This window comes from Ruegeria sp. C5 (assembly GCF_056537605.1).
On the sequence record NZ_JBQFRX010000003.1, the window covers coordinates 272,355 to 296,177 of the forward strand.

Below are 23,823 nucleotides of genomic sequence, written 5' to 3' on the forward strand. Positions count from 1 at the left end.
GCCGGGCATATAGAGGGGAAAGCTTCCCCTTGCAAATCCCGCCCGCTCGGGGCTGACTTGAAACAGAGCAGAAAGGCCGGAAAGGCAGACCCATGAAGTGGCTCATTCGTTTTCTATTTCTCATAGTTGCAGCCTTCGGGCTGGTCATTGGTGCCTTGCTGCTGATGCCAGGCGAAAAACTGGCGACAATACTTGCTGAACAAGTCAAGGCGCAAACAGGCCGCGATCTCGAGTTGACCGGTGACGTCAAACTGTCATTTTGGCCGGTATTGGGGATGGAAACCGGCCCTGTGACATTTGGCAATGCGCCTTGGGCCGGGCCGGAACCGATGCTTAGCGCCCAAAGCCTCGCGGTTGGGGTCGATGCCTCGGCGTTGTTGTCTGGGAATATCCGGATCAAACGGGTGTTGGCCGATAGCCCGGTTCTACGCCTTGAACGCGCCGATGGGCGCGGCAACTGGGAGCTGCATCAGCCAGGTAACTCCTCGCAAACGGGCGCTACGGCGCAAGCCGTTGAAAGCCGACCCATCACGCTCGAGCGGTTGGAACTGACCAATGCGCGCCTAATCTATCTTGAGAATGGCGCGGTTAGTATGGATTTTGCCGATGTCGATCTTTCGGCCCGCTGGCCTGACGTAACGGCCCCAATGGAAATGCAAGCCAGTATGTCCGTCCCCGGCGGCAGCGTCGCAGTGGACCTTACCATCCCCGACTTGCCCGCATTTTCCAGCGGCGCTGTCACGCCGTTGCAGCTGAGCCTAACCGCGCCTGGCGGAGATATTCAGTTCTCGGGCCGGGTGAATCTGGCCGGCGAAATGGATGGCAAGACGACGGTCACGGCCAAGGACACCCAAAGGATGCTGGCCGCGTTTGGTCACGGAGGAGTCACCGTTCCGGAGGGACTAGGACAGGTCGCGAGCGTATCCGGGCAGATGACCTATACCCGGGACGGGCGGATTTCATTGCGCAACATGATCGCGGTTCTGGATCAAAACCGGCTTGAGGGCGAAGCTGATATCCAGATTTCAAATCCGCCCCAGATGTCTGCGCGTCTGAACGCAGGTGATCTCGACTTATCGAAGGTAAGCGGAGGCAACTCTTCTGACGGCACCTCAGATACGGAAGGGTGGTCAAAAGCCCCAATTGATGCGTCGTTTCTGGCGCTGGCAAATGGCAAGATCCGCTTGCAAGCCACCTCGATTGCGGTTCCGGGTATGACCTTTGGGAAAAGTGATCTGACACTCAGCCTTGATCGGTCGCGGGCTGTATTGCAGATGCACCCGGCCTCGCTGTTCTCGGGGCAATTGAACGGCCAGGTGGTCGCCAATAATCGCAACGGTCTGTCGGTTGGTGGAAATCTGAAAGCCGCCAATATCGATATCAACGAAGCGCTCGAAACGCTTGGGGATATCAAACGGCTTTCGGGCACCGGTTCAGGCAATCTTGAATTTCTGGGCGTCGGACAGAGCGAAGATCAGATCATGCGATCGCTCAGCGGCAAAGGAGATATCGAGGTCGGGCGGGGCGTTATCTCGGGGCTGGATCTTGACCGCCTTATGGGGCGGGGAAAGGGATCGGGTGGTACGACCGTATTCAACAGCCTTACGGCCAGCTTTACGATGAAGAATGGCGACTTGACCAACAAGGACCTGTTGATGCAGCTGGATAATTTCCGGGCGGACGGTACGGGCCGCATTGGCTTAGGAGCTCGCGATATCGATTATCTGTTCACACCAGTCGCCCTGCGCGCCAACTCAGGGCAGGGGATATCGGTACCCGTCCGAATTAAAGGTCCGTGGAGCGACCCGTCGATCAAGCCGGACCTTACCAAAGTCATTGAGGCGGCAGCCGAAGGCAAAGTTAAAGAACTGGAAGACGACGCAAAGAAGAAGGTTTTGGAAAAGGTTGGTAAAGAACTGGATACCACGGTGACGGATTCCGGTCACATCGAAGACGCGCTGAAGAACAAGCTTGAGGATGAGGCCAAGAAAGGCCTGCTCAAGCTGTTTGGCGGGGATTGATCTGAGCGCGATAACAAAGGGCGCCGAAATGGGCGCCCTTCATAGTGTCATTTAGATTGTCTGATCGTATTCGCCCACGCCGGGTTCAGTTCGAATGACGGCGTCGATATCTGCGAAGATCGCGCGCATTTCATCCTCGCTTTCGCTGCTTTCGCAGACGACGACCAGATTGGGTGTATTGGATGATGCGCGAACGAGGCCCCAACTGCCATTGTCCAGAATGACCCGGGCTCCATTGACGGTCACGACCTCTTTGATAGCCCGCCCTGCGAAGTGTTCGCCGGCGTCGGCCTTGGCAACCAATTTGCCGACCAGGCGCTGCAGAATATCGTATTTTTCTGTATCCGCTGCGTACGGAGACATGGTGGGTGTCGACCATGTCCTTGGTAGTGCTTTCCGAAGGTCTGACATGCTTTTGTCCGGGTTGCGGTCCATCAGTTTGCAGATTTCCACCGCCACGCGCATTCCGCAGTCGTATCCGCGCCCGACCGGTTCCGCCAAGAAATAGTGTCCCGATTTCTCAAACCCAGCCAGCGCACCGATTTCCTTGACCCGGCGCTTCATATGGCTATGGCCGGTTTTCCAGTAGTCGGCTTTGACCCCAAGCGCTTGCAACTCGGGATCGCTGGCGAACAGCCCAGTGGATTTCACATCGGCTACAAAGGTCGAACCTGGATGCAGCTTGGCCAGATCACGGGCCATGATGACGCCGACCTTATCGGCAAATATCTCTTCGCCTTCGTCATCCACAACACCGCAACGATCGCCATCACCATCAAACCCTAGCGCCAGGTCCGCGCCGCTGGATTTGACTGTGTCGGACATGTCATGCAGCATTTCCATGGCTTCCGGGTTCGGGTTGTAATTGGGGAATGTGTAATCCAGCCGTGTGTGGCTGGGCACAACCTCAACCCCGATCCTTTCGAAAATCTCGGGCGCGAAGGCGGCGGCGGTGCCGTTTCCGGTGGCGCAGACCACTTTCAGCGGACGTGACATTCTGAAGTCACCGACCAGATCGTCGATGTAGGCTTCTTTCACACCGTCGACGAATTCATATGACCCGCCCGGGCGCGCGACGCCTTCCCCATTCAAGACGATGTCGCGCAGTTCCGACATTTCGTCAGGGCCGTGGGTCAATGGGCGGTCAAAGCCCATTTTGACGCCGGTCCAACCGTTCGGGTTATGGCTTGCCGTGACAATCGCAACCGCCGGTACGTCCAGATGGAATTGCGCGAAATACGCCATCGGGCTGAGCGCTGGGCCGATATCTTTCACCTGAATACCCGCCTGCATAAGTCCAACGATCAGAGCGTTTTTGATCGACAGGGAATAATCGCGATAGTCATTTCCCACTGCAATCACGGGTTCGATCCCGCGTTTGAGCATCTGTGTGCCCAGACCCAAACCCAAGGCCGTCATGCCTGGCAGATTGATCTCATTGGGGTATTTCCACCGCGCGTCATATTCGCGAAAGCCCGTGGGCTTGATCATCGGATCGCGCAGAAAGCTCCAGGTGTTTGGGGTCACCTCAGGCAAAGGCTTGGTCATCACAAATCTCAATCGTTAAATCTGAATTGGGTTTTCTTTGGCCAGCGCATCAAATCGCATCAATGTGTCAACCAGATGGCCCATTTGATCCAGAGGGATCATGTTCGGCCCATCTGAGGGGGCGGTGTCGGGATCCTGATGGGTTTCTATGAATACGGCTCCGACGCCCAGAGATACAGCGGCGCGCGCCATCACCGGCGCAAACTCACGCTGTCCACCCGAGGAACCACCTTGGCCGCCGGGCTGTTGCACCGAGTGGGTCGCGTCCATGACGACCGGATATCCGGTTTGCGCCATCTGCGGCAGCGATCGCATGTCCGCGACCAGCGTATTGTAGCCAAACGAAGTTCCACGCTCGGTCAGCAGGATGTTCTGATTGCCAGTGCTTTCGATCTTTGTGACGATATTCGGCATTTCCCACGGGGCAAGAAACTGCCCTTTTTTTACGTTGACCGCTTTGCCGGTATTGCCCGCCGCCAGCAGCATGTCCGTCTGACGACACAGAAACGCAGGGATTTGCAGAATATCGACGGCCCCAGCCGCAATCGCGCATTGCGCTTCGGTATGGACATCGGTCAGTACCGGTATGCCCATGGTCTTGCGGATATCTTCCAGCACCTGCAGCCCGGAATCAATGCCCATGCCGCGCTTGCCGGACAGCGAGGTCCGGTTAGCTTTGTCATACGAGGCCTTGAACACATATTGCGCACCTGCGGCGTCGCATGCCTCTTTCATGGTGCCGGCGATCATTTGGGCGTGATCGGCGGTTTCAAGCTGGCAAGGGCCGGCAATGATGGTCAGCGGAAGGTCGTTGCCAACCGTCAGGTCGGCTATTTTTACATGTTTCATGAGTCTTACGAGGATACCTGTTCACGAAGGACCGACGCGGTAAGCGAGATCATCAGGTAGATACCAGCAAATAACAGGAATGCCAAAATCGTATTTTCGAACTTGCGCGGATAGCTGGGCTCCTGGCTGGCGACCGGGTTCACCGAGACGGTCAGATACCGCACTTTTCGATTGGCCTCGGTCCGCGTAGCTTCCATTTGCTGCATTGCCGTTTGCAGCATCATGTCACGCGCCGCCAGATCGGCCTGAGCCATCTGGATTCGCACGCTCAAACGCGCCAGCGAATTTTCGCCCGCCGACACATCCAGCATCTCGGCATTCAACTCATCAAGGACCGCTTGCAGCCGCGCGATATCCGCCCGTGTACCATCCACCTTGGCCTGGTTGGGGCGCGTATTATCGAGAAGCGCGGCCAATTGTAGTTCTTTGTCCTGCAGCTCGAATTCGAACTGATCGATCCTTCCTCGCAGGCTGGCGATCACACTTTGCGGGTCCAGTATCGCACCTTGTAGCTGCAGTTCGATCAGGTCTTCCTGAGCCTGTCTGCGTGCCTCTTGCGCAGCCTCAAAACTCGCCAAGGCATCGCGCATCTGGTCTTCGCGTTTCAATTCAGTCAGACCATTGATGGTCTCTTCCGCGTAAGAGATAAGCCGCCTGGACAAATCGACCGCTATCTCGGGGCTCGGCGCTGCGACCTCCATTCGGATGACGCCGTCACTAGGATCATATCCGATTGTGATCATACGTTTATAAAGCTTGTAGGTTTCTTCAAGCGTCGCATCAGCCGGCAATCGTTGGATCGGGTCTATCCAATCCTGCCGAAAAAACTCAGTAAATCCGACATCACGTTCAAGCCGTTCCAATGCATCCTTGGATTCCAGAAATTCCTGAGTGGACACGGAATCCTGCGCCGTCGCAAACTGCGTGCCCGCCAGAAATCCACCGAACGAGGCACCGCCGCCATCCGCTTGCAGGATCGAAAACACCGAGTCGCTGGCATACATTGGAGTCGCCACGCGATAGAAATAGTAGCCCACGATAAACGTTGGAATGAATACGAACACCGTCAATCGTGCGAATAGCCCGGCAAGCTTGCGGCGGCGGCGGCGGGCGATGTCTTTCTGGATCTGCCCGATTTCATATTCACGACGTTCGGCCGGGCTGAGCTCGGGTCCCGGCAGGTTCCTCTGCGAGTCTCTGGTCGTTTGCGGCAGGTGAATCTTTATATTGTCTTGCGCGGCGTCATCACCAGTTGGCTTGCCTTTGTCAGGAGCTGCCAGATCAAGCAGGTTTGTGCGCTGAAACGGATCAATTCCTTTCTTTCGTAACAGCCGGACCGCATCGTAGTCAGACGTCGCCGCAAGCCCGTTCTTGTGCGCCAAACGCCGCGCGACGCGCAATTGCCGCCCTGTCAGACCTTCGCGTTTGATCGCATCCAACTCGTTGCCCGGTTGCTGAGTGTCGTCAGCCGAGTTCGTGCCTTGGGTTGCATTGCGGATGCGCGAAATGGCGTCCGAGCGTGCCTCGGCAGTGCCAGAACCGCGTGCCGTGCGGTCGGGATTGTATTTCCTAGCCTTGGGTTTGGTAGTCATAGAGCTGCTTTGCCTCTTCCAAGGTTTCAAACATGTAAAGCTGGCCGTCTACCAATACCGCAGCCTGCCGCGCGAATTTTTCAAGAAGCGAAGGGTTGTGCGATACGATCACCAAGGTTGTCGTGCGCAGCTTCTCTTTCAGAATGTCGCCCGCCTTCTTGTTGAACTCGACATCGGTTGTCGAGGGCATCCCCTCGTCAATCAGATACATATCGAAATCTAGGGCCAGCATCAGTGCAAATGTAAACCGGGCCCGCATTCCGGACGAATAGGTTCCGAGCGGCTGGTCGAAATACTCACCCAAGTTGCACAGCCATTTGCAGTAGGCTTCGACATAGTCGGGATCCATGCCGTAGATCTTCGCGATATAGCGTGCGTTCTCCAGCGCGGACAGGCGCTTGGCCACACCTCCTGCAAAGCCCATGGGGAAGGATACGCGGCAGTCGCGCCGAATCACGCCTTCGTCGGGCTTTTCCAGCCCTGCCATCATGTTGATCAACGTGGTCTTGCCGGTTCCGTTCGGGGCCAGCACGCCAAGAGATGTTCCAAGCTCAACCCGGAACGAGACCCGATCCAGAATCACCTTGCGGCGGGTTCCGGTCCAGAAAGACTTGCTGACATTTTCGAATTCCAGCATGTGCGGCCTGCAGATCGCTCGGGGTTTTGACGGTTTGAGGATCGGTGTGCTACCGATCCATGTTGGCCACATTATGTCGAAATATGAAACAAATGATCAATGCGCATCCGCGTTCATGACATTGATGTGTTGCAAGGACGGTTTCATTGGCTCGAGGGTAGATGATGCCTATCTTCATCGATGAACATTGCAAAAGCCTGTTGATCCGATGAATTCGCTGATTGAGGACATCCAAGCCTGCCGTTTGTGTGCGGACAGGTTCGCGCAGACCGCGACTGCGCACCAGCCGCGCCCGGTGGTCTGGTTTCGCCCCGGTGCGCGCATTTTGATCGCAGGTCAGGCACCGGGCGCGCGCGTCCATGCTTCAGGGAAGCCTTTCACCGACCCTTCGGGTGACCGGCTGCGGGATTGGCTGGGACTGGATGAGAACGCATTTTATGACCGTTCGCGCGTATCCATCGTGCCGATGGCGTTTTGCTTCCCCGGATACAATGAGCGCAAGGCCGACCTGCCTCCGCCGCCGATATGCGGGCGCACCTGGCATGACAAGGTGATGGCTGCGTTGGGAGAAGTACCGTTGACGATCCTCGTCGGGGGTCATGCCCATAAATACCATCTTGGCGTAAAAACACCGGTTACCGAGACCGTCAGCCTTTGGCGAGACCATGCGCCGCGCGTCTTTGCCTTGCCTCACCCGTCCTGGCGCAATACGGCTTGGCTGAAGAAAAACCCCTGGTTCGAGGCCGAGCTGTTGCCGGTGCTACAGAAACGGGTGCACGAGGTTCTGAATGACTGAAGCCACAGCTTTGGATGCTGCACATAACGCCATGCAGGCGGCCCCGGAAGACGACAACGCTCGACTACGCTTTTTCGAAAGACTGGCCGATAGCGAGCTGTTCCTGATGCTGACCGAGGAAGCGAAGGATGAAAGCATTTCGCCTGAGCTGTTCGATGTGGCGGATGGTCGTTTTGTTCTGGTGTTTGATCTCGAGGAACGAATGGCGGCATTTGCGGGTCGACCGGTCCCCTATGTCGCTCTGTCGGGTCGTGTTCTTTCAGGGATGTTGTCGGGGCAGGGGGTCGGGCTGGGTCTGAACCTTGATGTTGCACCGTCGTCGATGTTGATCCCCGCTGAAGCGCTCGGTTGGTTGTCTGACACGCTGCAGCATGGTCCTAAGGAGGTGCAGCAGCGACTTGCCGAATTCCATCCGCCCTCCGGTTTGCCTGATGTTCTGTTGACCGCGCTTGATGTAAAGCTGGCGACGGCTGCAGGTCTGGCTGCGGCGGCGTTTCTGGTTGGGACAAAGACTGAAGATGGGGGGCAGGGCCATTTATTGGGTTTTGTTTCAGCGGTCGAAGGCGCGCAGCCAGCGCTTGCACGCGCCGTATCCGAGGCATTGACCTTTTCGGGGATCGAGGCCGGAGCGCTGGATGTTGGCTTTTTTGAAGTGCAGGATCCGGCTACTTCTGCCTTGGCAAAGGTTGGGCTGCGGTTCGATTTGCCCCAGCCTCAAGCGCCCCAAATGGAAAGGGCCGCGCCGGGCAGTGATCCCGAGCGGCCCCCAATATTGAAGTAGCGCAGGGCGTTAGTCTGCCGCTTCCAGTTTATCCTGCGTGCGCGTCTCAAAATCGCTGGCGTCATGGCGTTCGTGCAACTGCGTATGCGGCTCTCCAAACGCACGATTGACCATCCGGCCGCGCTGAACGGCGGGCCGAGCATCGATGGCTTTGGCCCACCGCATCACGTTTTCATAGCTTTCGACATCCAGGAATTCTGCCGCATCGTATAGACGGCCCAGAACAAGCTGCCCGTACCACGGCCAGATCGCCATGTCGGCGATCGTATAGTCCTGACCTGCAATATAAGGCTTATCGGCAAGTTCCAGTTCCAGCACATGCAACTGGCGTTTGGCCTCCATCGCGAAACGGTCGATCGGGTATTGCCATTTCTCAGGCGCATAAGCGTAGAAGTGGCCAAAGCCACCGCCCAGATATGGCGCGCTGCCCATTTGCCAGAACAACCAGTTCATCACTTCTGTCCGTTCGGCACCGCTGGCGGGCAGAAACTCACCGAAATTCTCAGCGAGATGCAGCAAGATGGAGGCGCTCTCGAAAACGCGCACAGGTGTTTCACCTGAATGATCCCACAGCGCCGGTATCTTCGAGTTAGGATTGGCCCCGACAAAGCCCGAGCTGAACTGATCACCTTCACCGATGTTGATCAGCCACGCATTGTATTCGGCCCCGGAATGGCCCAATGCCAAAAGCTCCTCCAGCATGACCGTAACCTTGACGCCGTTCGGGGTGGCGAGCGAATACAGTTGAAGCGGGTGCTTCCCGACCGGAAGATCCTTTTCGTGGGTCGCACCAGCTATGGGCCGGTTTATATTGGCAAAGCGTCCTCCGCTTTCGCTGTCCCAAGTCCAGACCTTTGGGGGTGTGTAAGTGGATTGTTCGCTCATCTTTTGCCTTTCTGCATCATTTGGCCAAAACGCCGCCGCCTTCACAGCTAATATTGCAAAACTCAAAGTCCAACCCCGGATGTGGCGAGATATTTGTAACATTGCGCCTCGTTCACCTCACAAAACCCCTCTGGTTTTCACAGCGGCGCGAGGGGGTCTTCGCGCCGGGCCAAAATTACCTATTGTTTGACCAGACCCGCAGTTCGGGTGACCAGAAACCGTAAGGACATGAGGACCAATCACATGAAACGCTTTGCGCTGACCCTTGCCGCGACGATGGCTTTTGCCGTGCCCGCGTTCGCCGGAGAACAATATGTTGATGGCACCGGATTTGCCGTATCGGGATACGACGTTGTTGCTTACCGCAGCCTGGATCAGGTTCCTGTAGGCCAGTCGCAACCCGAGGCTGTTCGCGGTCGGGCCGACATCACCGCAGACTATAATGGTGTTACCTGGGCGTTTGCGACCGAAGAGAACCGTGACAAGTTTCTGGAAAACCCGGCCTTTTACGCACCGCAATATGATGGCCATTGTGCATACGGCGTGTCGAAAGGCGGCAAGGTTCCGGGCAACCCAAATCTGTGGCGTATTGTCGATGACAAGCTCTATCTGAACATCACTGATGTTGTTGTTGGTTTCTGGGAAGAGGATGTTCCGGCCAACATCGACCTGGCGGAAGGCAACTGGCCCGGAATCGAAGGGGATGCCGCTTCGACCAGCGTGATCCCGAAATTCACATCAGAAGGCCCGATTTCCAACTGATTCCGATTAATGAAAGAAAGCCCGGCCACTAAGGCCGGGCTTTTTTCGCTGGCGGGTTCTCTCACCCCGCCAACTCGAACATATCCCGCATGTGTTGATCCGCTTCGAACCGTATTGTTACACTCTTGGCACCGGGAAATTTCCTCTCGCGTATCGGGTCAGGAATGACAATCTCACCGGAGCCCGAGCCTTTGGACCGAAAGGTCAGAATCTCTGTTTCTGACTTGCGGTAGCCGGAAAGGACCGAGGTTGGCAATGCAACGCGGTTAGACCCTTCGCAGACTGACGATGCAACGAAGTAGGTAAGATCGCGCCCGAAGCATCCGATTGCATCAGGAACATGGTCCGAAGAGTCGCGGGCACTTTTGGCGGCGTCCGTTTCACCTAGTTCCGATAAATCCTTCAGCGCGTGTTCGGGTTTTAACAGATCGTGACAAGCTTTGATTTCATCTGCGGCCAGTTCGATTACGCGTTTCTTCAGACGAGGACGACGCGGTGTAGAAGAATCTAAACCGTTTTTGCGTGTCATCCCTTCTTTACGCAAAAAATCATAGGCTGATTTGGCATCCGAAAACCCGGAATAATCACCATCGGTATGATCAGGATGATCGTGGAACGCGATTTTGCGCCAGGCTTCACGAATCTCGTTTGCGTTTGCATTTGGGGGCAGACCAAGAACCTGCAACGCTTCGGCCCGAGCCTGTACCTTGCTCACTGGCTTCATACTCAAAACACTCATTAAAACTACAACGGGGTCAGATTGCCATTGATCACATTTTTGTCAAATTTTTTCAGGAATTAGACTGAGGTAGGGCAACAGTTGACGGGTGCATATCGAGATTGTCGCCTGCGCAGCGGTTGTCGCAAATCAGCATGGCAGACGACTGCCGTGCCCGGCGATACAGGGCAAGCGCAAAAACAGTGGGATCAGGCGACGTTCTGCAATTCGGTCTGGGGGGTAATGCCCAGGGCAAAGCAAACATCCCGAGTAAGCTCAGGTCGGTTGAGCGTATAGAAATGCAGTTTGTCCACGCCGCCTTCTATCAGGTCCGAGCAGAGTTCGGTGCATAGCGCCGTCGCAAGAAGATCTTCGCGATCGTCCCGGATTGCTTTGTCAAATGCGTTCTCGATCCAGTCGGGAATGTGGGCGCCACAGCGTTTTGCAAAGTTACGCGCACCCTTCCAGTTCTCGATGGGAAGAATGCCCGGTACGATAGGCTTGTCGATCCCCGCTTTTTCGCAGGCATCGCGAAACCGGAAGAAGGTTTCAGCCTCGAAGAAGAATTGGGTCAACGCCTCGTCCGCGCCCGCATCCAGCTTGGCCTTTAGCCAATCCACATCAGCGCGGGCATTGCTTGCTTCTGGATGTTTATCCGGATAAGCGCCGACACGGATGCTGAACATCTCGGTCTCGGCTAGTGCAGAAATCAGTTCTACCGAGTTGGCGAAGCCATCCGGGTGGGGGGCGAACCGGTCTTGACCTTTGGGGGGGTCGCCACGCAGGGCAACGATATCCTGAACGCCTGCGCGCGCGAATGTGTCTGCAATCTCAAGCGTCTCCTGACGCGAGGCATCGACACAGGTCAGATGCGCAGCAACAGGCAGCCCCGAGGATTTGTGTAAGGTTGCAACTGCATCACGCGTCAACTCACGTGTTGTACCACCAGCACCATAAGTCACCGATACAAACCGCGGGTTCAGCGGCGCCAAGGTCTGGACCGTATCCCAAAGGCGAAACGAGGCCTCCAGAGTCTGCGGCGGAAAGAACTCGAATGAAATTTCAGGCTTGGTCATAGTGGCCTCGTAGCTGTCATTTATACCCTTGTGCCATTATGTGTAGTGTGAGACAAACTCATATTGTTCAACAACAACATGAGTCACGTGAGTAATGCATATCGAATTTCGCCACTTACGGACGATCAAAGCCATCCACGAATGCGGTGGGCTTGCGCGTGCAGCTGATCAGCTAAACATCACGCAATCCGCACTAAGTCACCAGATCAAGGGGTTGGAAGATCAGGCCGGGGTCGAGCTGTTTTTACGTCGATCCAAGCCGATGAAGTTGTCGGCAGCTGGTTTGCGGCTGCTGCGGCTCGCTGAACAAATTCTGCCTCAGGTCGAGGCGATGCAGGATGAGTTTTCATCGCTGCGCGACGGTCGAACCGGTCGGATGCACATTGCGATCGAATGTCACGCTTGTTTCGAGTGGCTGTTTCCGGTGCTTGAAGCTTTCCGCAAATCCTGGTCAGACGTTGATGTGGATATCCGCCCGGGCCTTGCATTCGACGCGTTGCCCGCCTTGCAGAAAGAAGAGGTTGATCTGGTGGTGTCCTCTGACCCCGAAGATCTGCCGGGTGTCGAATTTGTCGAACTCTTTGACTACCAGGCCGTATTTGTCGCGGCGTCTTCGCATCCATTGGCTGAAAAGCCCTATATCGAAGCTGAAGATTTCCGAGGTCAGACACTGATTACCTACCCGGTCGAACGAACCCGGTTGGATGTTTTCAGTCAGTTGCTGATCCCGGCCCGGGTCGAGCCTGCCACCATCCGACAGGTTGAACTGACCGCTGTGATCTTGTTGTTGGTGGCTTCGAATAGGGGCATATCCGTTCTTCCGGACTGGGTGGTGCGCGAGGTAAAGTATAGCTCGGACTACGTCACGCGCCCGCTTACCAAAGACGGGATTACCCGCAGGTTATATGCTGCGGTCCGCAGCGAAGACCTTGAAAAACCCTTTGTGCAAGAGTTGGTGAAACTGGCGCGGACCGAGGCGCGTAAGCTTCAGACTCAATAACACCGGACGCAGATCAGCCATGCGCATCATTCCTCTTGGCAAGGGCGCGTTGCCCCAGTATACGCGCGGCTTGACCGGACAGGAGCCTATGGAAAATGGTTGGCAGTGCAAATCTCAACATCATGATCAAGGCCGCGCGTAAGGCGGGGCGTTCTCTGGTCAAGGATTTTCGTGAAGTCGAGAACCTGCAGGTGTCGATGAAAGGTGCGGGCGACTTTGTGTCGAAGGCCGATATCGCGGCCGAAGCCATCCTGAAAGAGGAATTGCTGGGTGCCCGTCCGACCTATGGTTGGCTGGCCGAAGAGGGCGGCGCGATTGACGGCGAAGACCCGACTCGTCGCTGGATCGTCGACCCGCTGGATGGGACAACCAACTTCCTGCACGGGCTGCCGCACTGGGCCGTTTCAATCGCGTTGGAACATAAGGGCAAGATCGTTTCGGGTGTGATCTATGACCCTGCCAAGGATGAGATGTTCTTTGCCGAAAAAGGCGAAGGTGCGTGGATGAACGACATGCGCATCCGCGTGTCGGGCCGCCATCGCATGATCGAGTCGATCTTCGCGACGGGTCTGCCATTCGGTGGCCGTTCGGACCTGCCTGCGACCTTGCAGGACCTGGCCCGTCTGATGCCTACCTGTGCAGGTGTTCGTCGCTGGGGTGCTGCCGCGCTGGACATGGCCTATGTGGCCGCCGGTCGTTACGAAGGCTTTTGGGAGCGTCGCCTGAACGCCTGGGATCTGGCCGCAGGCATCATCATCGTGAAAGAGGCGGGCGGCTTTGTTCAGGCGCTGAACCCCGAAGGCAGCGTGCTTGAGGATGGCGAAGTGATCTGCGCCAATGAACCGATCTTTGACAATTTCGCAAAGGTAATCCGGGGCTGATATTCAACCCCGGTCATTTGATCATGGTACGCGCGTCCGTTCCGGGCGCGCGTTTTGGTTTAGAAGTCGACCTCGATCGCAATCCCTTGCTGGACTGCCAAATCGACCACTGCGCTTGCCACAGCTAGATCTTGCAGCCCCACGCCAGTACCGTCGAACACGGTCACCTCAGCCTCGGACACACGCCCGGAATGGGTACCGTTAATGACCTCTCCGATCTGCCGGATATCGCCTTCGGCTTTCATTCCGGCAGCCACGGCATGCTGGCTTTCACCCAATCTCACGGCCTGCGCGACCTCGTCGGTAAAGACGCTTGCGCGCGCGATCAGGTCTGTGGCGATCTCTTGCTTACCGACGGTATCGGTGCCCATACATGCGATGTGAGAGCCGTCCGAGACATGTTCAGACATCAGGCTAGGTGCGAAGGAGGAGGTGATGGTGATAATCACATCCGCCTGCACCATGCCGGGCAGATCCACAGCCTCAAAAGGCAGCCCCGCTTCAGCCGCGACCTTTTTGAGATTTGGCAGCATTTCTGGATGCAAGTTCCAGCCTATGACTTTCTCAAAATCCCGCTGTTCCAATGCCGCGCGCAATTGGAATGTCGCCTGATGCCCGGCGCCGACCATTCCGATCACCTTGGCATCCTTGCGTGCCAAATGGTTGATCGAAACCGACGAGGCTGCAGCCGTGCGCAGTGCGGTCAGCAGGTTGCCCCCAACGATGGCCCGAACGCGACCCGTATCTGGATCAAACAAAAACACGGTGGATTGGTGATTGATCAGCCCGTGCGTTTCCAGATTGTTTGGCCAATACCCGCCGGCTTTCAGGCCAAGGTTCATGCCCGCGCGATCAAACCCGCCTTTGAACCCATAGAGCGCATCCGCATGACCTATGGCCTCGCGCACGACCGGGAAGTTGTAGGCATCCCCAGCCGCCATCGCGGCAAACACTTGCTCAACCGCAGTATAGCTTTCCTGTCGGCCTAACAGAGCGCCGATTTCCTTTTCAGGAACGATGATCATCGCGTTTGTCTTTCTTTTTGATGGCATTAGAAAGGGCGGTGCTAAACGTCCGCCTCTGCATTCATCTGTTGATCAATAGGCCTTGCCACGGGCAGAGACCGGCCAAAGGGCTTCAACCTTGCCGCCGCGCACACCGACGTACCAGTCATGAACGTTGCAGGTCGGGTCACAGTGGCCGGGCACCAGCCGCAGCTTGTCGTTGACCTTCAGCACCCCATCCGGATCGCCAATCACCCCGTGTTCGTCCGAGCACTTCAGGTATTCCACATCGTCCCGCCCAAAGATGAAGGGCAGGCCGCTATCGACGGATTGCGCCTTCAGACCCGCATCGCAGATTGCCTTGTCCGCTTTGGCGTGGCTCATCACGCTGGTCAGAATGAACAAGGCGTTTTCCCATTCACCCTGATCGATCCGTTGACCGTCCTTGTCCAGAATCCGACCGTAATCAGCATCCATGAAGGCATAAGAGCCACACTGCAGCTCGTTATAAACGCCCGAGTTGCTTTCGAAGTAATAAGACCCCGTACCGCCGCCCGAAACCAGCTCGCAATCGATCCCTTCAGCCTTCAATCCGTCGACGGCATCCTTGACCATGGCGATTGCGGTATCCAGTTTTTCTTTGCGTGCCTCATACGTATCCAGATGCTGCATCGCGCCTTGATAGGCCTGAATGCCGGTAAATTTCAGGTTAGGGGCGGCCTCAACCGCCTTGGCGATTTCGATCACGGCGGGGGTCGTGGTGACACCACAGCGGCCCGCGCCGCAGTCGATCTCGACAAAAACTTCCAATTCGGTGCCATGCTTAGCGGCAGCAGCTGAAAGGTCAGCGACGTTGTCCACATCGTCGACGCAAACGATTGTGCGTGCACCAAGCTTCGGCAGGCGCGCCAGACGGTCAATCTTGGCCGGGTCCCGCACTTGATTCGAGACCAGAATGTCTTTGATGCCTCCGCGCGCAAACACCTCGGCCTCGGAAACCTTTTGGCAGCAGACGCCGACTGCGCCGCCCAATTGTTCCTGCAGCTTCGCGACGTCTACGGATTTGTGCATCTTGCCATGCACCCGGTGCCGCATCCCATGTGCCTCGGCATAGTCGCCCATCTTCTTGATGTTACGCTCGAGCGCGTCCAGATCAAGGATCAGGCAAGGCGTCTGGATTTCGGATTCATCCATGCCGATCGCGGCAGGAATGTCATAGCCAACTTCGAATTGATCACTGTTCATCGGTTTGTTCATCCTGTTTCTCCTTACCCTTTCAGCCAGGGCAGCTTGTCCAGATCCACGTTGCCGCCGGTGATGATGACGCCGACTCGTTTGCCCCGGAATGTGTCGGGATTCTTGAGAATGGTGGCCAGAGGAACCGCCGAAGACGGCTCCATCACCACGCGCAAGTATTTCCAGGTGAGTTTCATTGCGTCGATGATCTCTTGCTCGGACGCGGTGAAGATGTCGGTCACATTGTTCGACACAAAGTGCCATGTGTTTTCCTTGAGCGGGACCAACAGCCCGTCCGCCACCGTTTTAGGGGCATCGTCCGCAATGATATGACCCGCTTTGAAGGAACGGTACGCATCGTCCGCCTGCTCAGGCTCAGCCGCATAGATCGCGGTTCCTGGTGACAGGTTCGAAACCGTCAGACAGGTGCCTGAGACCATCCCGCCACCGCCGATTGGCGCGATCACTGCATCCAGGCCATCGGTCTGCTCAAGCAATTCAGCCGAACATGTGGCCTGACCCGTGATAACACGAAGGTCGTTGTACGGGTGCACGAACTCTCCGTCTGTTCGGGCCTGCACCTCCGCAAACGTTGCCTCGCGGGAAGAGGTGGATGGCTCACATTCAGTGATCGTACCACCAAAGCGTCGTACCGCGTCTTTCTTGGCCTGCGGCGCGGTGCGCGGCATCACCACATTGCATGGAATGCCCCGGCGACCCGCCGCATATGACAACGACAGGGCGTGGTTCCCGCTTGAGTGGGTGCAAACACCCTTGGTCGCCATTTCATCGCTTAGGCCGAAGACCGCATTACTGGCACCGCGCACTTTGAATGCACCTGCTTCCTGAAAGTTCTCGCTTTTGAAGAACAGCTGTGCGCCGGTCAATTCGTTCAGATAGTCCGAGGTCATTACCGGTGTGCGCCGGATGTGCGGCTTGATCCTTTCATGCGCAGCCTGTACGTCGTCATACGTCAGGTCGGCGACGGGGATTTGATCCAACATGACTGTCCTCCCTAAGCTGCGGCTTTTGCGTGGCTAGTTGAGCTGGCGCGATAGAATTCCTGCGCCGCAGCAACCCCGCTGCCAAGCTTCACTGGGTAGTTCAGATCGGCCATGGCCATCTCGACCGTGGCCAGCCCCGACAGGACCATAACATCGGTCAGGCTGCCCAAGTGGCCAATACGGAACGCTTTGCCATTCAACTCACCCAGACCAATGCCGAAGGATACCCCATAGGTGTTGAAGGTATGGTCAGTCAGTTCGTTGCTGTCGAAACCTTCGGGCACAAAAATGGCGCTGACGGTATCCGAGTAGAGGTCAGGAGATTGTGCGACCAACTTCAGGCCCCAGGCCGCAGTCGCGCGGCGCACACCTTCGGCCAGACGGGTGTGGCGGGCATAGACATTGTCCAACCCCTCCTCGAACAACATCTTAAGGCTTTCGCGCATACCGTAGATCAGCTGCAAAGGCGGAGTATAGGGAAAGCCGCCAGACGCATTTGCCGACATCATATCACGGAAATCAAAGAAGGTGCGGGGCAGTTGGGCGGTATCCATTGCTGCCAGAGCCTTGGGGCTGACGCACAGGATCGCCATGCCGGTGGCCAGCATGAACCCCTTTTGCGACCCCGAGACCGCAATATCCACGCCCCACCGGTCAAACTCGAACGGCATTGAGGCCAAAGAGCTCACGCAATCCACATACATCATGGCCGGGTGATGCGCCGCATCGATCGCACCGCGTACAGCGCTGATATCGGAACGCACACCTGTCGCGGTTTCGTTATGCGTCACCAATACGGCCTTGATTTCATGCGCTTTATCCGCGGACAGGATCGCCTCGAACCTGTCTGCAGGCGCGCCTGTTCCCCATGGACATTCAACAATCTGAACGTCCAACCCGTGTCTTTCGCACAGATCGATCCAGCGATGGCTGAAGACGCCGTAGCGGGCGACAAGAACCTTGTCACCGGGGCTGAGCGTATTTGTAATAGCTGCCTCCCAACCGCCCGTTCCGCTGGCTGGAAAAGTGACGATCTGGCCTTCGGTGGTGCCAAAGACCTGTTTTGTATCCTCCAGTACCGGGGCGAAGGTTTCAACGAAGTCCGGGGCGCGGTGGTCTTGCGTCTGAACCTGCATGGCAAGGCGCAAACGATCAGGAATGTTGGTTGGGCCTGGGATAAAGACCGGGTTTTGATGCGACATAACTCAATCCTCTGCTTTGGACCCAAGTGTCGCTTGAACGGTTGTGTGTTGCAATTTTCTTGAAAAATATTTTCATTTTACCCGTTAAATTGATAAGGTGCTGAAACGGATAGGAATTCAGTTTATCAAAATGATCTCGGAGAATTCCGGGCCAGAAAAATTGGTTCGGGTTTTCGGGGGAAAGTCCGAAAGCCAGGTGAGAAATGGAAACGCAAAAGCGACCGCGCGGCAGACCCAAATCGCTGTTCAAAGAAAGTTCGGCCGGGACCATGCAATCATTGGATCGGGCGCTGAGCGTACTTACCACCGTTGCCCGGCTAGAGCGCGTCGCGCTAAGCGATCTTGCCCGCGAGGTCGATGTACCGACGGCCACCACGCATCGCATTCTTGTGACACTGCAAAAACACGGATTCGTATCCTTTGATGAGGAACGGCAGGAATGGCTGGTCGGAATCGAAGCCTATCGGACCGGTGCGTCTTTTCTGCGGCGCAACAGCGTTCTGGAAATCGGCAGGCCGATCCTGCGGCGTCTGATGCAAGACAGCGGTGAGACCGCAAATCTGGCCGTACCCGATGGAGCAGAGGTGGTCTTTGTCGGGCAGGTCGAAACTCAGAACCCCATCCGGGCCTTCTTTCCACCCGGTGCGCGGACGCCCATGTATGCGTCCGGTACAGGAAAGGCTATTCTCGCTGCGTTGAGCGAAGAGAGTTTAGGCAAAGTTCTGGGCCGGATTGATCCGGTTGCTTTCACTGAAAATACGCAGTTGCCCGCTTCGGGCCTGTATGCAGATCTGGCTGAAACTCGTACCCGAGGTTGGTCTTACGATCACGAAGAACGGTATGAAGGTATGTCTTGCATTGGTGCGGCCATCTTCAATGACAGGGCTGAGCCTTGCGCCGGTATCTCGGTATCCGGACCCACCGTAAGGTTCAGCCGCGAACGCGCGCCCGAGTTGGGCGATCTGGTCATGCGCGCGGCGCAAGAGATCACCCACCTGAGCGGCGGTAGGCTACCCAAGAGCTGACGCTTGATTATTTGCGCGGCACTCTGGGGATGCGCGATTGCGAGAGTTTGTACTTGTGTTCCGGATGCGGCGGATGGCCGTGGGTGCGGTTCCAGAACCCAGTCCCTCCGCGCCTGAGCCATAGGGGGATGCACAGGATCAGACCAACAAAGAACCCTCCGGTATGCGCCCAATAGGCAACGCCACCTTCATCGGGATTGCTGGCCAGGCTGCCAAGGAACTGAAGCCCCAGCCAGACCCCCAGCATGATAAAGGCCGGGATAGTGAAGATCCGGATATAGACGATCAGAATCAGCAGGATATCTACGCGCGCTTTTGGGAAAAGCAGAAGATAGCCGCCCATGACACCAGCGATCGCTCCAGACGCGCCAATTGTTGGCACCACCGAATCCGGTGCCGAAATGACGTGAATCAGCCCCGCTCCGATTCCCGCCAGCAGATAGAACACGAGAAACAGCACATGCCCCATTTCGTCTTCGAGGTTATCGCCGAATATCCACAGAAACAGCATGTTTCCCGCCAGATGCATCCAGCCCCCATGCAGGAACATTGACGTCACGAGTGTCTCGAACCCATAGCCGTCAGTTATCCGGGCAGGAATGACCGCGTAGTCAATATAAAGCTGATTGATCAGCCGCGCATTCTCCATGACACCCACATAGCTGAGGAAGATCAGTATGTTCGCAGCCATAAGGGCATAAACAACAAACGGAGTACGCCCCGAAGGGTTATGGTCTCGGATCGGAAACATGGCGCGACGCTGGGCTTTTCACCGCCCAGCGTCAAGGTCCGGTTATGCCGCACCTCCCAGAAGGGCGGCGTTGCCTCCGGCGGCGGTGGTGTCGACACAGACATGGCGTTCGCCCAGAACCCGCGCGCGGTCGGGCTGGCCGGGGATCAGCGGGATGATCGGTCCATCGCGCCGGGCCAGGTGCTGTTCGATCTGGCGGGCAGTGTCATCGTCGCCCCACCACAGAACGCCCGAGAAACCGGTCAGGTTTTCAAGGCGGTGCAGGTCCAACGTGCCGGTCATCTGGATCGCAGTACCACCCAACGATTTGACCGCATCCGCCTGAGCCTTGGCGGCCTCGGCCCCCGGACCCATGCACAAAAGCTGCGCACGGGCATATTCGGTCAGGCGGTTTGATTCGCCGGTGGGACCGGGCAGAGATTGGGTGCTGGGCGTTGCAGGTTGCCCTTCGGGCGCACCTGGTTCAGCCGAACTGTCCCAGCGTCCCGAAGCATTCTGCCGATCAGGTGCGCAGAACCGTGCCATATAGTTCGGACCGCCCGCCTTGGGGCCGGTGCCGGACAGACCTTCGCCACCGAAGGGTTGCGAGCCGACGATTGCGCCGATCTGGTTGCGGTTGACGTAGATATTACCGGCATGGATCGCCTCGGTCACATGCTGCACCCGGTCGTCGATCCGAGTGTGCAGGCCGAAAGTCAGGCCGTACCCCGTGGCATTGATATCCGCAATGACCTTGTCGATATCTTGCGCCTTGAACCGGGCGACATGCAGAACCGGACCGAACACCTCGCGCTCTAGCGCCGAGATGCCGGGTATCTCGATCAGAGTCGGTGCGATAAATGTACCCTCAGGAGGCGTTGTCATCTCCTTCAGTACCCGTCCTTCTGAGCGGGCCTGGGCCACGTGGTCCGCGATGATTTGCCGGGCTTGCGCGTCAATGACCGGGCCGCAATCAGTTGATATCAGCCAAGGATCGCCCACATGCAAAGCGTCCATCGCCCCTTGCAACATGGTCAGAACGTCCTCGGCAATATCCTCTTGCAGATAAAGACAACGCAGGGCCGAGCACCGCTGGCCTGCCGATTGGAACGCGCTTTCGATAATCGATTGGACCGCTTGTTCCGGCAAAGCGGTGCTGTCTACGATCATGGCGTTCAGACCGCCGGTCTCGGCGATCAATGACGTACCCGGCCGCATGTGCTGCGCCATTGCTGATCGGATTTTCAGCGCGGTCGCGGTGGAACCGGTAAAGGCCACACCAGAGACGCGTTCGTCCGAAGTTAGCGCCGCACCCACCTTCGGCCCGCCCGGAAGAAGTTGCAGCGCATCGCGTGGAACGCCTGCTTCATGCATCAGTTGAATGGCACGATGGGCGATCAATGGCGTTTGCGGGGCAGGGGCTGCCAGCACAGCGTTGCCGGTGGCCAACGCAGCCGATATCTGCCCGGTGAAGATCGCCAGAGGGAAGTTCCATGGGCTGATGCAGGTGAATATTCCGGCGGGTTTGGCGGCAGGAATATTGGCGGCGTAGTAGCGCAGGAAATCAACCGCTTCGCGCAGCTCGGCTACCGCATCGGGCACGGATTTTCCGGCTTCGCGGGCGAGCAGGGCAAACAGCTCTCCAAAATGCGCTTCGTAGAGATCGGCTGCTCTATTTAGAATTTCAGCGCGCTTCTCTGCTGAAGCCTGCCATGGGCAAGCGCTGGCCAACGCCAGTTCCACGTCTTCGGGGCTGGCCGCAGCAACCGAACCGGGACGATCCAGTGGTTGCGCGGGATTGATCACGGGAGTGTCTGCCAAAGGCTGTGCATCATCCGAAAGCAAAGGTCGGGCGTACCAATGATGGGCGCGGAAGGCGTCGCGTGCGATGTCAATCTTGTCTAGCGTTGGCGTATGGTGCAGATCAAAGCCTTTCGAGTTTGGGCGTTCCGGTGCGAACAACTCAGGCCCGGTTGGCAGCGGTTTGCCAGGTGTTTGAACGGCCACGAACGGATCTGCGGCAACGGTTTCTGGGGCGACTTCCTCATCAACGATCTGATTGACGAACGAGGAATTTGCCCCGTTTTCCAGAAGGCGACGCACCAGATAGGCCAACAGATCCCGATGCGCACCGACCGGAGCATAGATACGGCAGCGCGAGGTCCGCTTGTCGCGCACGATCTGATGCAGGGTCTCACCCATCCCGTGCAGGCGCTGGAATTCGAATGGCTGGCCGTCCGCCATTTGTAGGATGGCGCTGACCGTATGGGCGTTATGCGTGGCAAATTGCGGATAGATACGGTCGGTCATTCCCAGCAGCTTGCGGGCGTTGGCGATATAGGACACATCCGTCGCCGCCTTATCGGTGAAGACCGGAAAACCATCGACGCCCTCGACTTGCGCGCGCTTGATCTCGGTATCCCAATAAGCGCCCTTGACCAGCCGCACCATCAGCTTGCGGTCGTGCCGCTGGGCCATGTCATAGAGCGTATCCAGCACCAACCCGGCGCGTGGGCCGTAGGCTTGCACAACGATGCCGAACCCGTCCCAACCGGCCAGTGCAGGCTCTGCCATAACTTCTTCGATCACCTGCAGCGAGAGCGACAGGCGATCTGCCTCTTCCGCGTCAACGTTCAGTCCCATGCCCGCCGCCTTGGCCAGCAAAGCCAGCGCGCGCAGCCGGGGCACCAGTTCGTCCATCACCCGTTGTTCTTGTGCCAGCTCATAACGGGGGTGCAGGGCCGACAGCTTGACCGAGATGCCCGGATTTTCGCGAATGTCTTTATGGGTGCAGGCCTCGGCAATAGCGGCGATCGCGCGCGAGTAAGACAGGTGATAGCGGGCAGCATCGGCCTCGGTCCGTGCCGCCTCGCCCAGCATGTCGTACGAGTAGGTATAGCCCTTATCTTCCATTCCTTTGGCGCGCTTCATGGCGGATTGAATGGTTTCGCCCAAAACGAACTGACGCCCCATTTCTTTCATCGCACGACCAACTGCGGTGCGGATCACTGGTTCACCCAGCCGCTTGATGGCCCCGCGCAGCGCGCCGACGGGCGAGGATTTGTCTTCGTCCAGGACCCGGCCTGTTAGCATCAACGCCCATGTCGACGCGTTCACCAGTGACGAGGATGATTGTCCCAGATGTTTTCCCCAGTCTGACGGGGCGATCTTGTCTTCGATCAGTGCGTCAATGGTATCCGCATCTGGCACACGCAACAGCGCTTCGGCCAAACACATAAGCGCAACGCCTTCATCAGTGGATAGGCCGTATTCAGCCAGAAACACTTCCATCATGCCAGGCGACGTGCTTGAGCGGATGTCGCGCACCAGCTGTGCTGCAGCCTCACAAATGGCCGTTCGGTCGGCCTCTGACAGCTTGGCCTGAGAGATCAGCGCGTCCAGTACAGTGGACTGGTCGGCATAAGTTTGAGTGTCGATTTTGGTGCGTAGGCTGTGTGACATGTGTACTCCGGGGCTTTTGCCTAATATAACCGCCTATAGTCAGGAGAATGGACCGAATTTTCTCGAATTCTGGTCGAATTGGCTGAAATATAGGAGCTTAATCATGCAAAACGACTTGTCCAGCCTTGATCGCTTTGACCGCGCGATCCTTACGGCATTAGCTGAAGATGGCCGCATCTCAGTGACGGACCTTGCGCGCAGGATCGGCTTGTCAAAATCGCCGACACAGGCGCGGCTCAAGCGGCTTGAGGCTGACGGGATCATCACAGGCTATCGCGCCATGTTGGACCCGATCCGTCTGGGCCTTGACCATGTGGCCTTTGTCGAGGTGCGTCTCACAGATACTCGTGAAAAGGCACTGGCCGAGTTCAATGCAGCGGTGCGCAGAGTTGCTGAGATTGAACAGGCTCATATGATCGCGTCCAACTTTGACTATCTGCTTAAAATCCGCACCCGATCGATGACGGAATACCGCACGGTGCTAGCCGAGAAAATCTCATCCCTGCCGCATGTTGCCAACACCTCCACCTTCGTTGCGATGGAGGCGGTGAAAGAAACCGGGTTGCTGGCTCCGCTATAAAGCAGTTGACCTAAACGACTGATGGATCAGGTTA

Annotated in this window: 21 protein-coding genes; 8 read left to right on the top strand and 13 right to left on the bottom strand. The window is 57.0% G+C overall.

The window, feature by feature from the left end:
* Positions 1-92: 92 nt before the first annotated feature.
* On the top strand, positions 93-2,021 hold the full coding sequence (locus ACR0AW_RS12920; RefSeq protein WP_170732987.1) for an AsmA family protein: 1,929 nt from the start codon (positions 93-95) through the stop codon (positions 2,019-2,021).
* Between the two features lie 51 nt (positions 2,022-2,072).
* Here ACR0AW_RS12920 and ACR0AW_RS12925 read toward each other — a convergent pair whose 3' ends face one another.
* From ACR0AW_RS12925 to ACR0AW_RS12940, 4 genes are read right to left on the bottom strand one after another with little or no spacing between them, the layout of a single operon-like run.
* Positions 2,073-3,569: a phosphomannomutase/phosphoglucomutase gene (locus tag ACR0AW_RS12925; protein WP_170732986.1), complete on the bottom strand. Its 1,497-nt coding sequence runs from the start codon at positions 3,567-3,569 to the stop codon at positions 2,073-2,075.
* A 15-nt stretch (positions 3,570-3,584) separates the two neighbouring features.
* Entirely contained in the window at positions 3,585-4,418 is an 834-nt protein-coding gene (kdsA, locus tag ACR0AW_RS12930) for a 3-deoxy-8-phosphooctulonate synthase (RefSeq protein WP_170732985.1), read from the bottom strand.
* Positions 4,419-4,423: 5 nt separating this feature from the next.
* A complete protein-coding gene (locus ACR0AW_RS12935; RefSeq protein WP_170564051.1) occupies positions 4,424-6,010 on the bottom strand; it encodes a capsule biosynthesis protein in 1,587 nt (528 codons plus the stop codon).
* Positions 5,988-6,647 (bottom strand): ABC transporter ATP-binding protein, encoded by a 660-nt coding sequence (locus tag ACR0AW_RS12940; RefSeq protein WP_170392311.1) that lies wholly within the window; start codon positions 6,645-6,647, stop codon positions 5,988-5,990. The genes ACR0AW_RS12935 and ACR0AW_RS12940 overlap by 23 nt, the downstream gene beginning before the upstream one ends.
* 208 nt (positions 6,648-6,855) lie before the next feature.
* Between ACR0AW_RS12940 and ACR0AW_RS12945 the strand changes: the two genes are divergently transcribed.
* Both ACR0AW_RS12945 and ACR0AW_RS12950 read left to right on the top strand, forming a co-directional pair.
* On the top strand, positions 6,856-7,443 hold the full coding sequence (locus ACR0AW_RS12945) for a uracil-DNA glycosylase family protein (RefSeq protein WP_170732984.1): 588 nt from the start codon (positions 6,856-6,858) through the stop codon (positions 7,441-7,443).
* Complete coding sequence (locus ACR0AW_RS12950; RefSeq protein WP_170732983.1) at positions 7,436-8,224, top strand: SseB family protein; 789 nt, start codon at positions 7,436-7,438, stop codon at positions 8,222-8,224. Before ACR0AW_RS12945 ends, ACR0AW_RS12950 begins: the two co-directional genes overlap by 8 nt.
* Before the next feature lie 9 nt (positions 8,225-8,233).
* Here the strand turns inward: ACR0AW_RS12950 and yghU are convergent, their stop codons facing one another.
* A complete protein-coding gene (gene yghU / locus ACR0AW_RS12955) occupies positions 8,234-9,109 on the bottom strand; it encodes a glutathione-dependent disulfide-bond oxidoreductase (RefSeq protein WP_170732982.1) in 876 nt (291 codons plus the stop codon).
* A gap of 243 nt (positions 9,110-9,352) precedes the next feature.
* Between yghU and ACR0AW_RS12960 the strand changes: the two genes are divergently transcribed.
* Positions 9,353-9,871 (top strand): YHS domain-containing (seleno)protein, encoded by a 519-nt coding sequence (locus tag ACR0AW_RS12960; RefSeq protein WP_170392303.1) that lies wholly within the window; start codon positions 9,353-9,355, stop codon positions 9,869-9,871.
* Between the two features lie 61 nt (positions 9,872-9,932).
* On the opposite strand, the gene ACR0AW_RS12965 is transcribed toward ACR0AW_RS12960, so the two are convergent.
* The gene (locus tag ACR0AW_RS12965) at positions 9,933-10,595 is read right to left on the bottom strand and encodes a J domain-containing protein (RefSeq protein ID WP_170648152.1); all 663 of its coding nucleotides are present in this window, start codon (positions 10,593-10,595) and stop codon (positions 9,933-9,935) included.
* Positions 10,596-10,798: 203 nt separating this feature from the next.
* The gene (metF, locus tag ACR0AW_RS12970; protein ID WP_170564047.1) at positions 10,799-11,665 is read right to left on the bottom strand and encodes a methylenetetrahydrofolate reductase [NAD(P)H]; all 867 of its coding nucleotides are present in this window, start codon (positions 11,663-11,665) and stop codon (positions 10,799-10,801) included.
* Between the two features lie 94 nt (positions 11,666-11,759).
* Between metF and ACR0AW_RS12975 the strand changes: the two genes are divergently transcribed.
* Together ACR0AW_RS12975 and ACR0AW_RS12980 are read left to right on the top strand one after the other, a co-directional pair.
* Positions 11,760-12,665, top strand: a complete 906-nt coding sequence (locus tag ACR0AW_RS12975; RefSeq protein ID WP_170564044.1) for a LysR family transcriptional regulator — start codon at positions 11,760-11,762, stop codon at positions 12,663-12,665.
* 95 nt (positions 12,666-12,760) lie between these two features.
* Positions 12,761-13,546 carry an inositol monophosphatase family protein gene (locus ACR0AW_RS12980; protein WP_170732981.1) on the top strand — a complete coding sequence of 262 codons (786 nt, stop codon included), beginning with the start codon at positions 12,761-12,763 and terminating at the stop codon, positions 13,544-13,546.
* Between the two features lie 59 nt (positions 13,547-13,605).
* Here ACR0AW_RS12980 and bhcD read toward each other — a convergent pair whose 3' ends face one another.
* From bhcD to bhcA, 4 genes are all read right to left on the bottom strand, one after another.
* Positions 13,606-14,571 (bottom strand): iminosuccinate reductase BhcD, encoded by a 966-nt coding sequence (bhcD, locus tag ACR0AW_RS12985; RefSeq protein ID WP_170732980.1) that lies wholly within the window; start codon positions 14,569-14,571, stop codon positions 13,606-13,608.
* 72 nt (positions 14,572-14,643) lie between these two features.
* On the bottom strand, positions 14,644-15,807 hold the full coding sequence (gene bhcC, locus ACR0AW_RS12990; protein ID WP_170732979.1) for a 3-hydroxy-D-aspartate aldolase BhcC: 1,164 nt from the start codon (positions 15,805-15,807) through the stop codon (positions 14,644-14,646).
* A gap of 11 nt (positions 15,808-15,818) precedes the next feature.
* A complete protein-coding gene (bhcB, locus tag ACR0AW_RS12995) occupies positions 15,819-16,790 on the bottom strand; it encodes a beta-hydroxyaspartate dehydratase BhcB (RefSeq protein WP_170732978.1) in 972 nt (323 codons plus the stop codon).
* An 11-nt stretch (positions 16,791-16,801) separates the two neighbouring features.
* A complete protein-coding gene (gene bhcA / locus ACR0AW_RS13000; protein ID WP_170732977.1) occupies positions 16,802-17,992 on the bottom strand; it encodes an L-aspartate--glyoxylate aminotransferase BhcA in 1,191 nt (396 codons plus the stop codon).
* A 203-nt stretch (positions 17,993-18,195) separates the two neighbouring features.
* Here bhcA and ACR0AW_RS13005 point away from each other — a divergent pair, with 203 nt between their 5' ends.
* Entirely contained in the window at positions 18,196-19,017 is an 822-nt protein-coding gene (locus ACR0AW_RS13005; RefSeq protein WP_170564028.1) for an IclR family transcriptional regulator, read from the top strand.
* Positions 19,018-19,024: 7 nt separating this feature from the next.
* Here ACR0AW_RS13005 and ACR0AW_RS13010 read toward each other — a convergent pair whose 3' ends face one another.
* Complete coding sequence (locus ACR0AW_RS13010) at positions 19,025-19,768, bottom strand: rhomboid family intramembrane serine protease (RefSeq protein ID WP_170732976.1); 744 nt, start codon at positions 19,766-19,768, stop codon at positions 19,025-19,027.
* A gap of 42 nt (positions 19,769-19,810) precedes the next feature.
* The gene (putA, locus tag ACR0AW_RS13015; RefSeq protein WP_170732975.1) at positions 19,811-23,209 is read right to left on the bottom strand and encodes a bifunctional proline dehydrogenase/L-glutamate gamma-semialdehyde dehydrogenase PutA; all 3,399 of its coding nucleotides are present in this window, start codon (positions 23,207-23,209) and stop codon (positions 19,811-19,813) included.
* A gap of 103 nt (positions 23,210-23,312) precedes the next feature.
* Here putA and ACR0AW_RS13020 point away from each other — a divergent pair, with 103 nt between their 5' ends.
* Positions 23,313-23,789, top strand: coding sequence for a winged helix-turn-helix transcriptional regulator (locus ACR0AW_RS13020; protein WP_170401672.1), 477 nt, complete (start codon positions 23,313-23,315; stop codon positions 23,787-23,789).
* Positions 23,790-23,823: the final 34 nt, after the last annotated feature.

Bases quoted from the DNA above. Each gene is read 5' to 3' on its own strand.
- ACR0AW_RS12920 (WP_170732987.1), top strand. From the start codon at position 93: ATGAAGTGGCTCATTCGTTTTCTATTTCTCATAGTTGCAGCCTTCGGG.
- ACR0AW_RS12925 (WP_170732986.1), bottom strand. From the start codon at position 3,569: ATGACCAAGCCTTTGCCTGAGGTGACCCCAAACACCTGGAGCTTTCTG.
- kdsA (WP_170732985.1), bottom strand. From the start codon at position 4,418: ATGAAACATGTAAAAATAGCCGACCTGACGGTTGGCAACGACCTTCCG.
- ACR0AW_RS12935 (WP_170564051.1), bottom strand. From the start codon at position 6,010: ATGACTACCAAACCCAAGGCTAGGAAATACAATCCCGACCGCACGGCA.
- ACR0AW_RS12940 (WP_170392311.1), bottom strand. From the start codon at position 6,647: ATGCTGGAATTCGAAAATGTCAGCAAGTCTTTCTGGACCGGAACCCGC.
- ACR0AW_RS12945 (WP_170732984.1), top strand. From the start codon at position 6,856: ATGAATTCGCTGATTGAGGACATCCAAGCCTGCCGTTTGTGTGCGGAC.
- ACR0AW_RS12950 (WP_170732983.1), top strand. From the start codon at position 7,436: ATGACTGAAGCCACAGCTTTGGATGCTGCACATAACGCCATGCAGGCG.
- yghU (WP_170732982.1), bottom strand. From the start codon at position 9,109: ATGAGCGAACAATCCACTTACACACCCCCAAAGGTCTGGACTTGGGAC.
- ACR0AW_RS12960 (WP_170392303.1), top strand. From the start codon at position 9,353: ATGAAACGCTTTGCGCTGACCCTTGCCGCGACGATGGCTTTTGCCGTG.
- ACR0AW_RS12965 (WP_170648152.1), bottom strand. From the start codon at position 10,595: ATGAAGCCAGTGAGCAAGGTACAGGCTCGGGCCGAAGCGTTGCAGGTT.
- metF (WP_170564047.1), bottom strand. From the start codon at position 11,665: ATGACCAAGCCTGAAATTTCATTCGAGTTCTTTCCGCCGCAGACTCTG.
- ACR0AW_RS12975 (WP_170564044.1), top strand. From the start codon at position 11,760: ATGCATATCGAATTTCGCCACTTACGGACGATCAAAGCCATCCACGAA.
- ACR0AW_RS12980 (WP_170732981.1), top strand. From the start codon at position 12,761: ATGGTTGGCAGTGCAAATCTCAACATCATGATCAAGGCCGCGCGTAAG.
- bhcD (WP_170732980.1), bottom strand. From the start codon at position 14,571: ATGATCATCGTTCCTGAAAAGGAAATCGGCGCTCTGTTAGGCCGACAG.
- bhcC (WP_170732979.1), bottom strand. From the start codon at position 15,807: ATGAACAAACCGATGAACAGTGATCAATTCGAAGTTGGCTATGACATT.
- bhcB (WP_170732978.1), bottom strand. From the start codon at position 16,790: ATGTTGGATCAAATCCCCGTCGCCGACCTGACGTATGACGACGTACAG.
- bhcA (WP_170732977.1), bottom strand. From the start codon at position 17,992: ATGTCGCATCAAAACCCGGTCTTTATCCCAGGCCCAACCAACATTCCT.
- ACR0AW_RS13005 (WP_170564028.1), top strand. From the start codon at position 18,196: ATGGAAACGCAAAAGCGACCGCGCGGCAGACCCAAATCGCTGTTCAAA.
- ACR0AW_RS13010 (WP_170732976.1), bottom strand. From the start codon at position 19,768: ATGTTTCCGATCCGAGACCATAACCCTTCGGGGCGTACTCCGTTTGTT.
- putA (WP_170732975.1), bottom strand. From the start codon at position 23,209: ATGTCACACAGCCTACGCACCAAAATCGACACTCAAACTTATGCCGAC.
- ACR0AW_RS13020 (WP_170401672.1), top strand. From the start codon at position 23,313: ATGCAAAACGACTTGTCCAGCCTTGATCGCTTTGACCGCGCGATCCTT.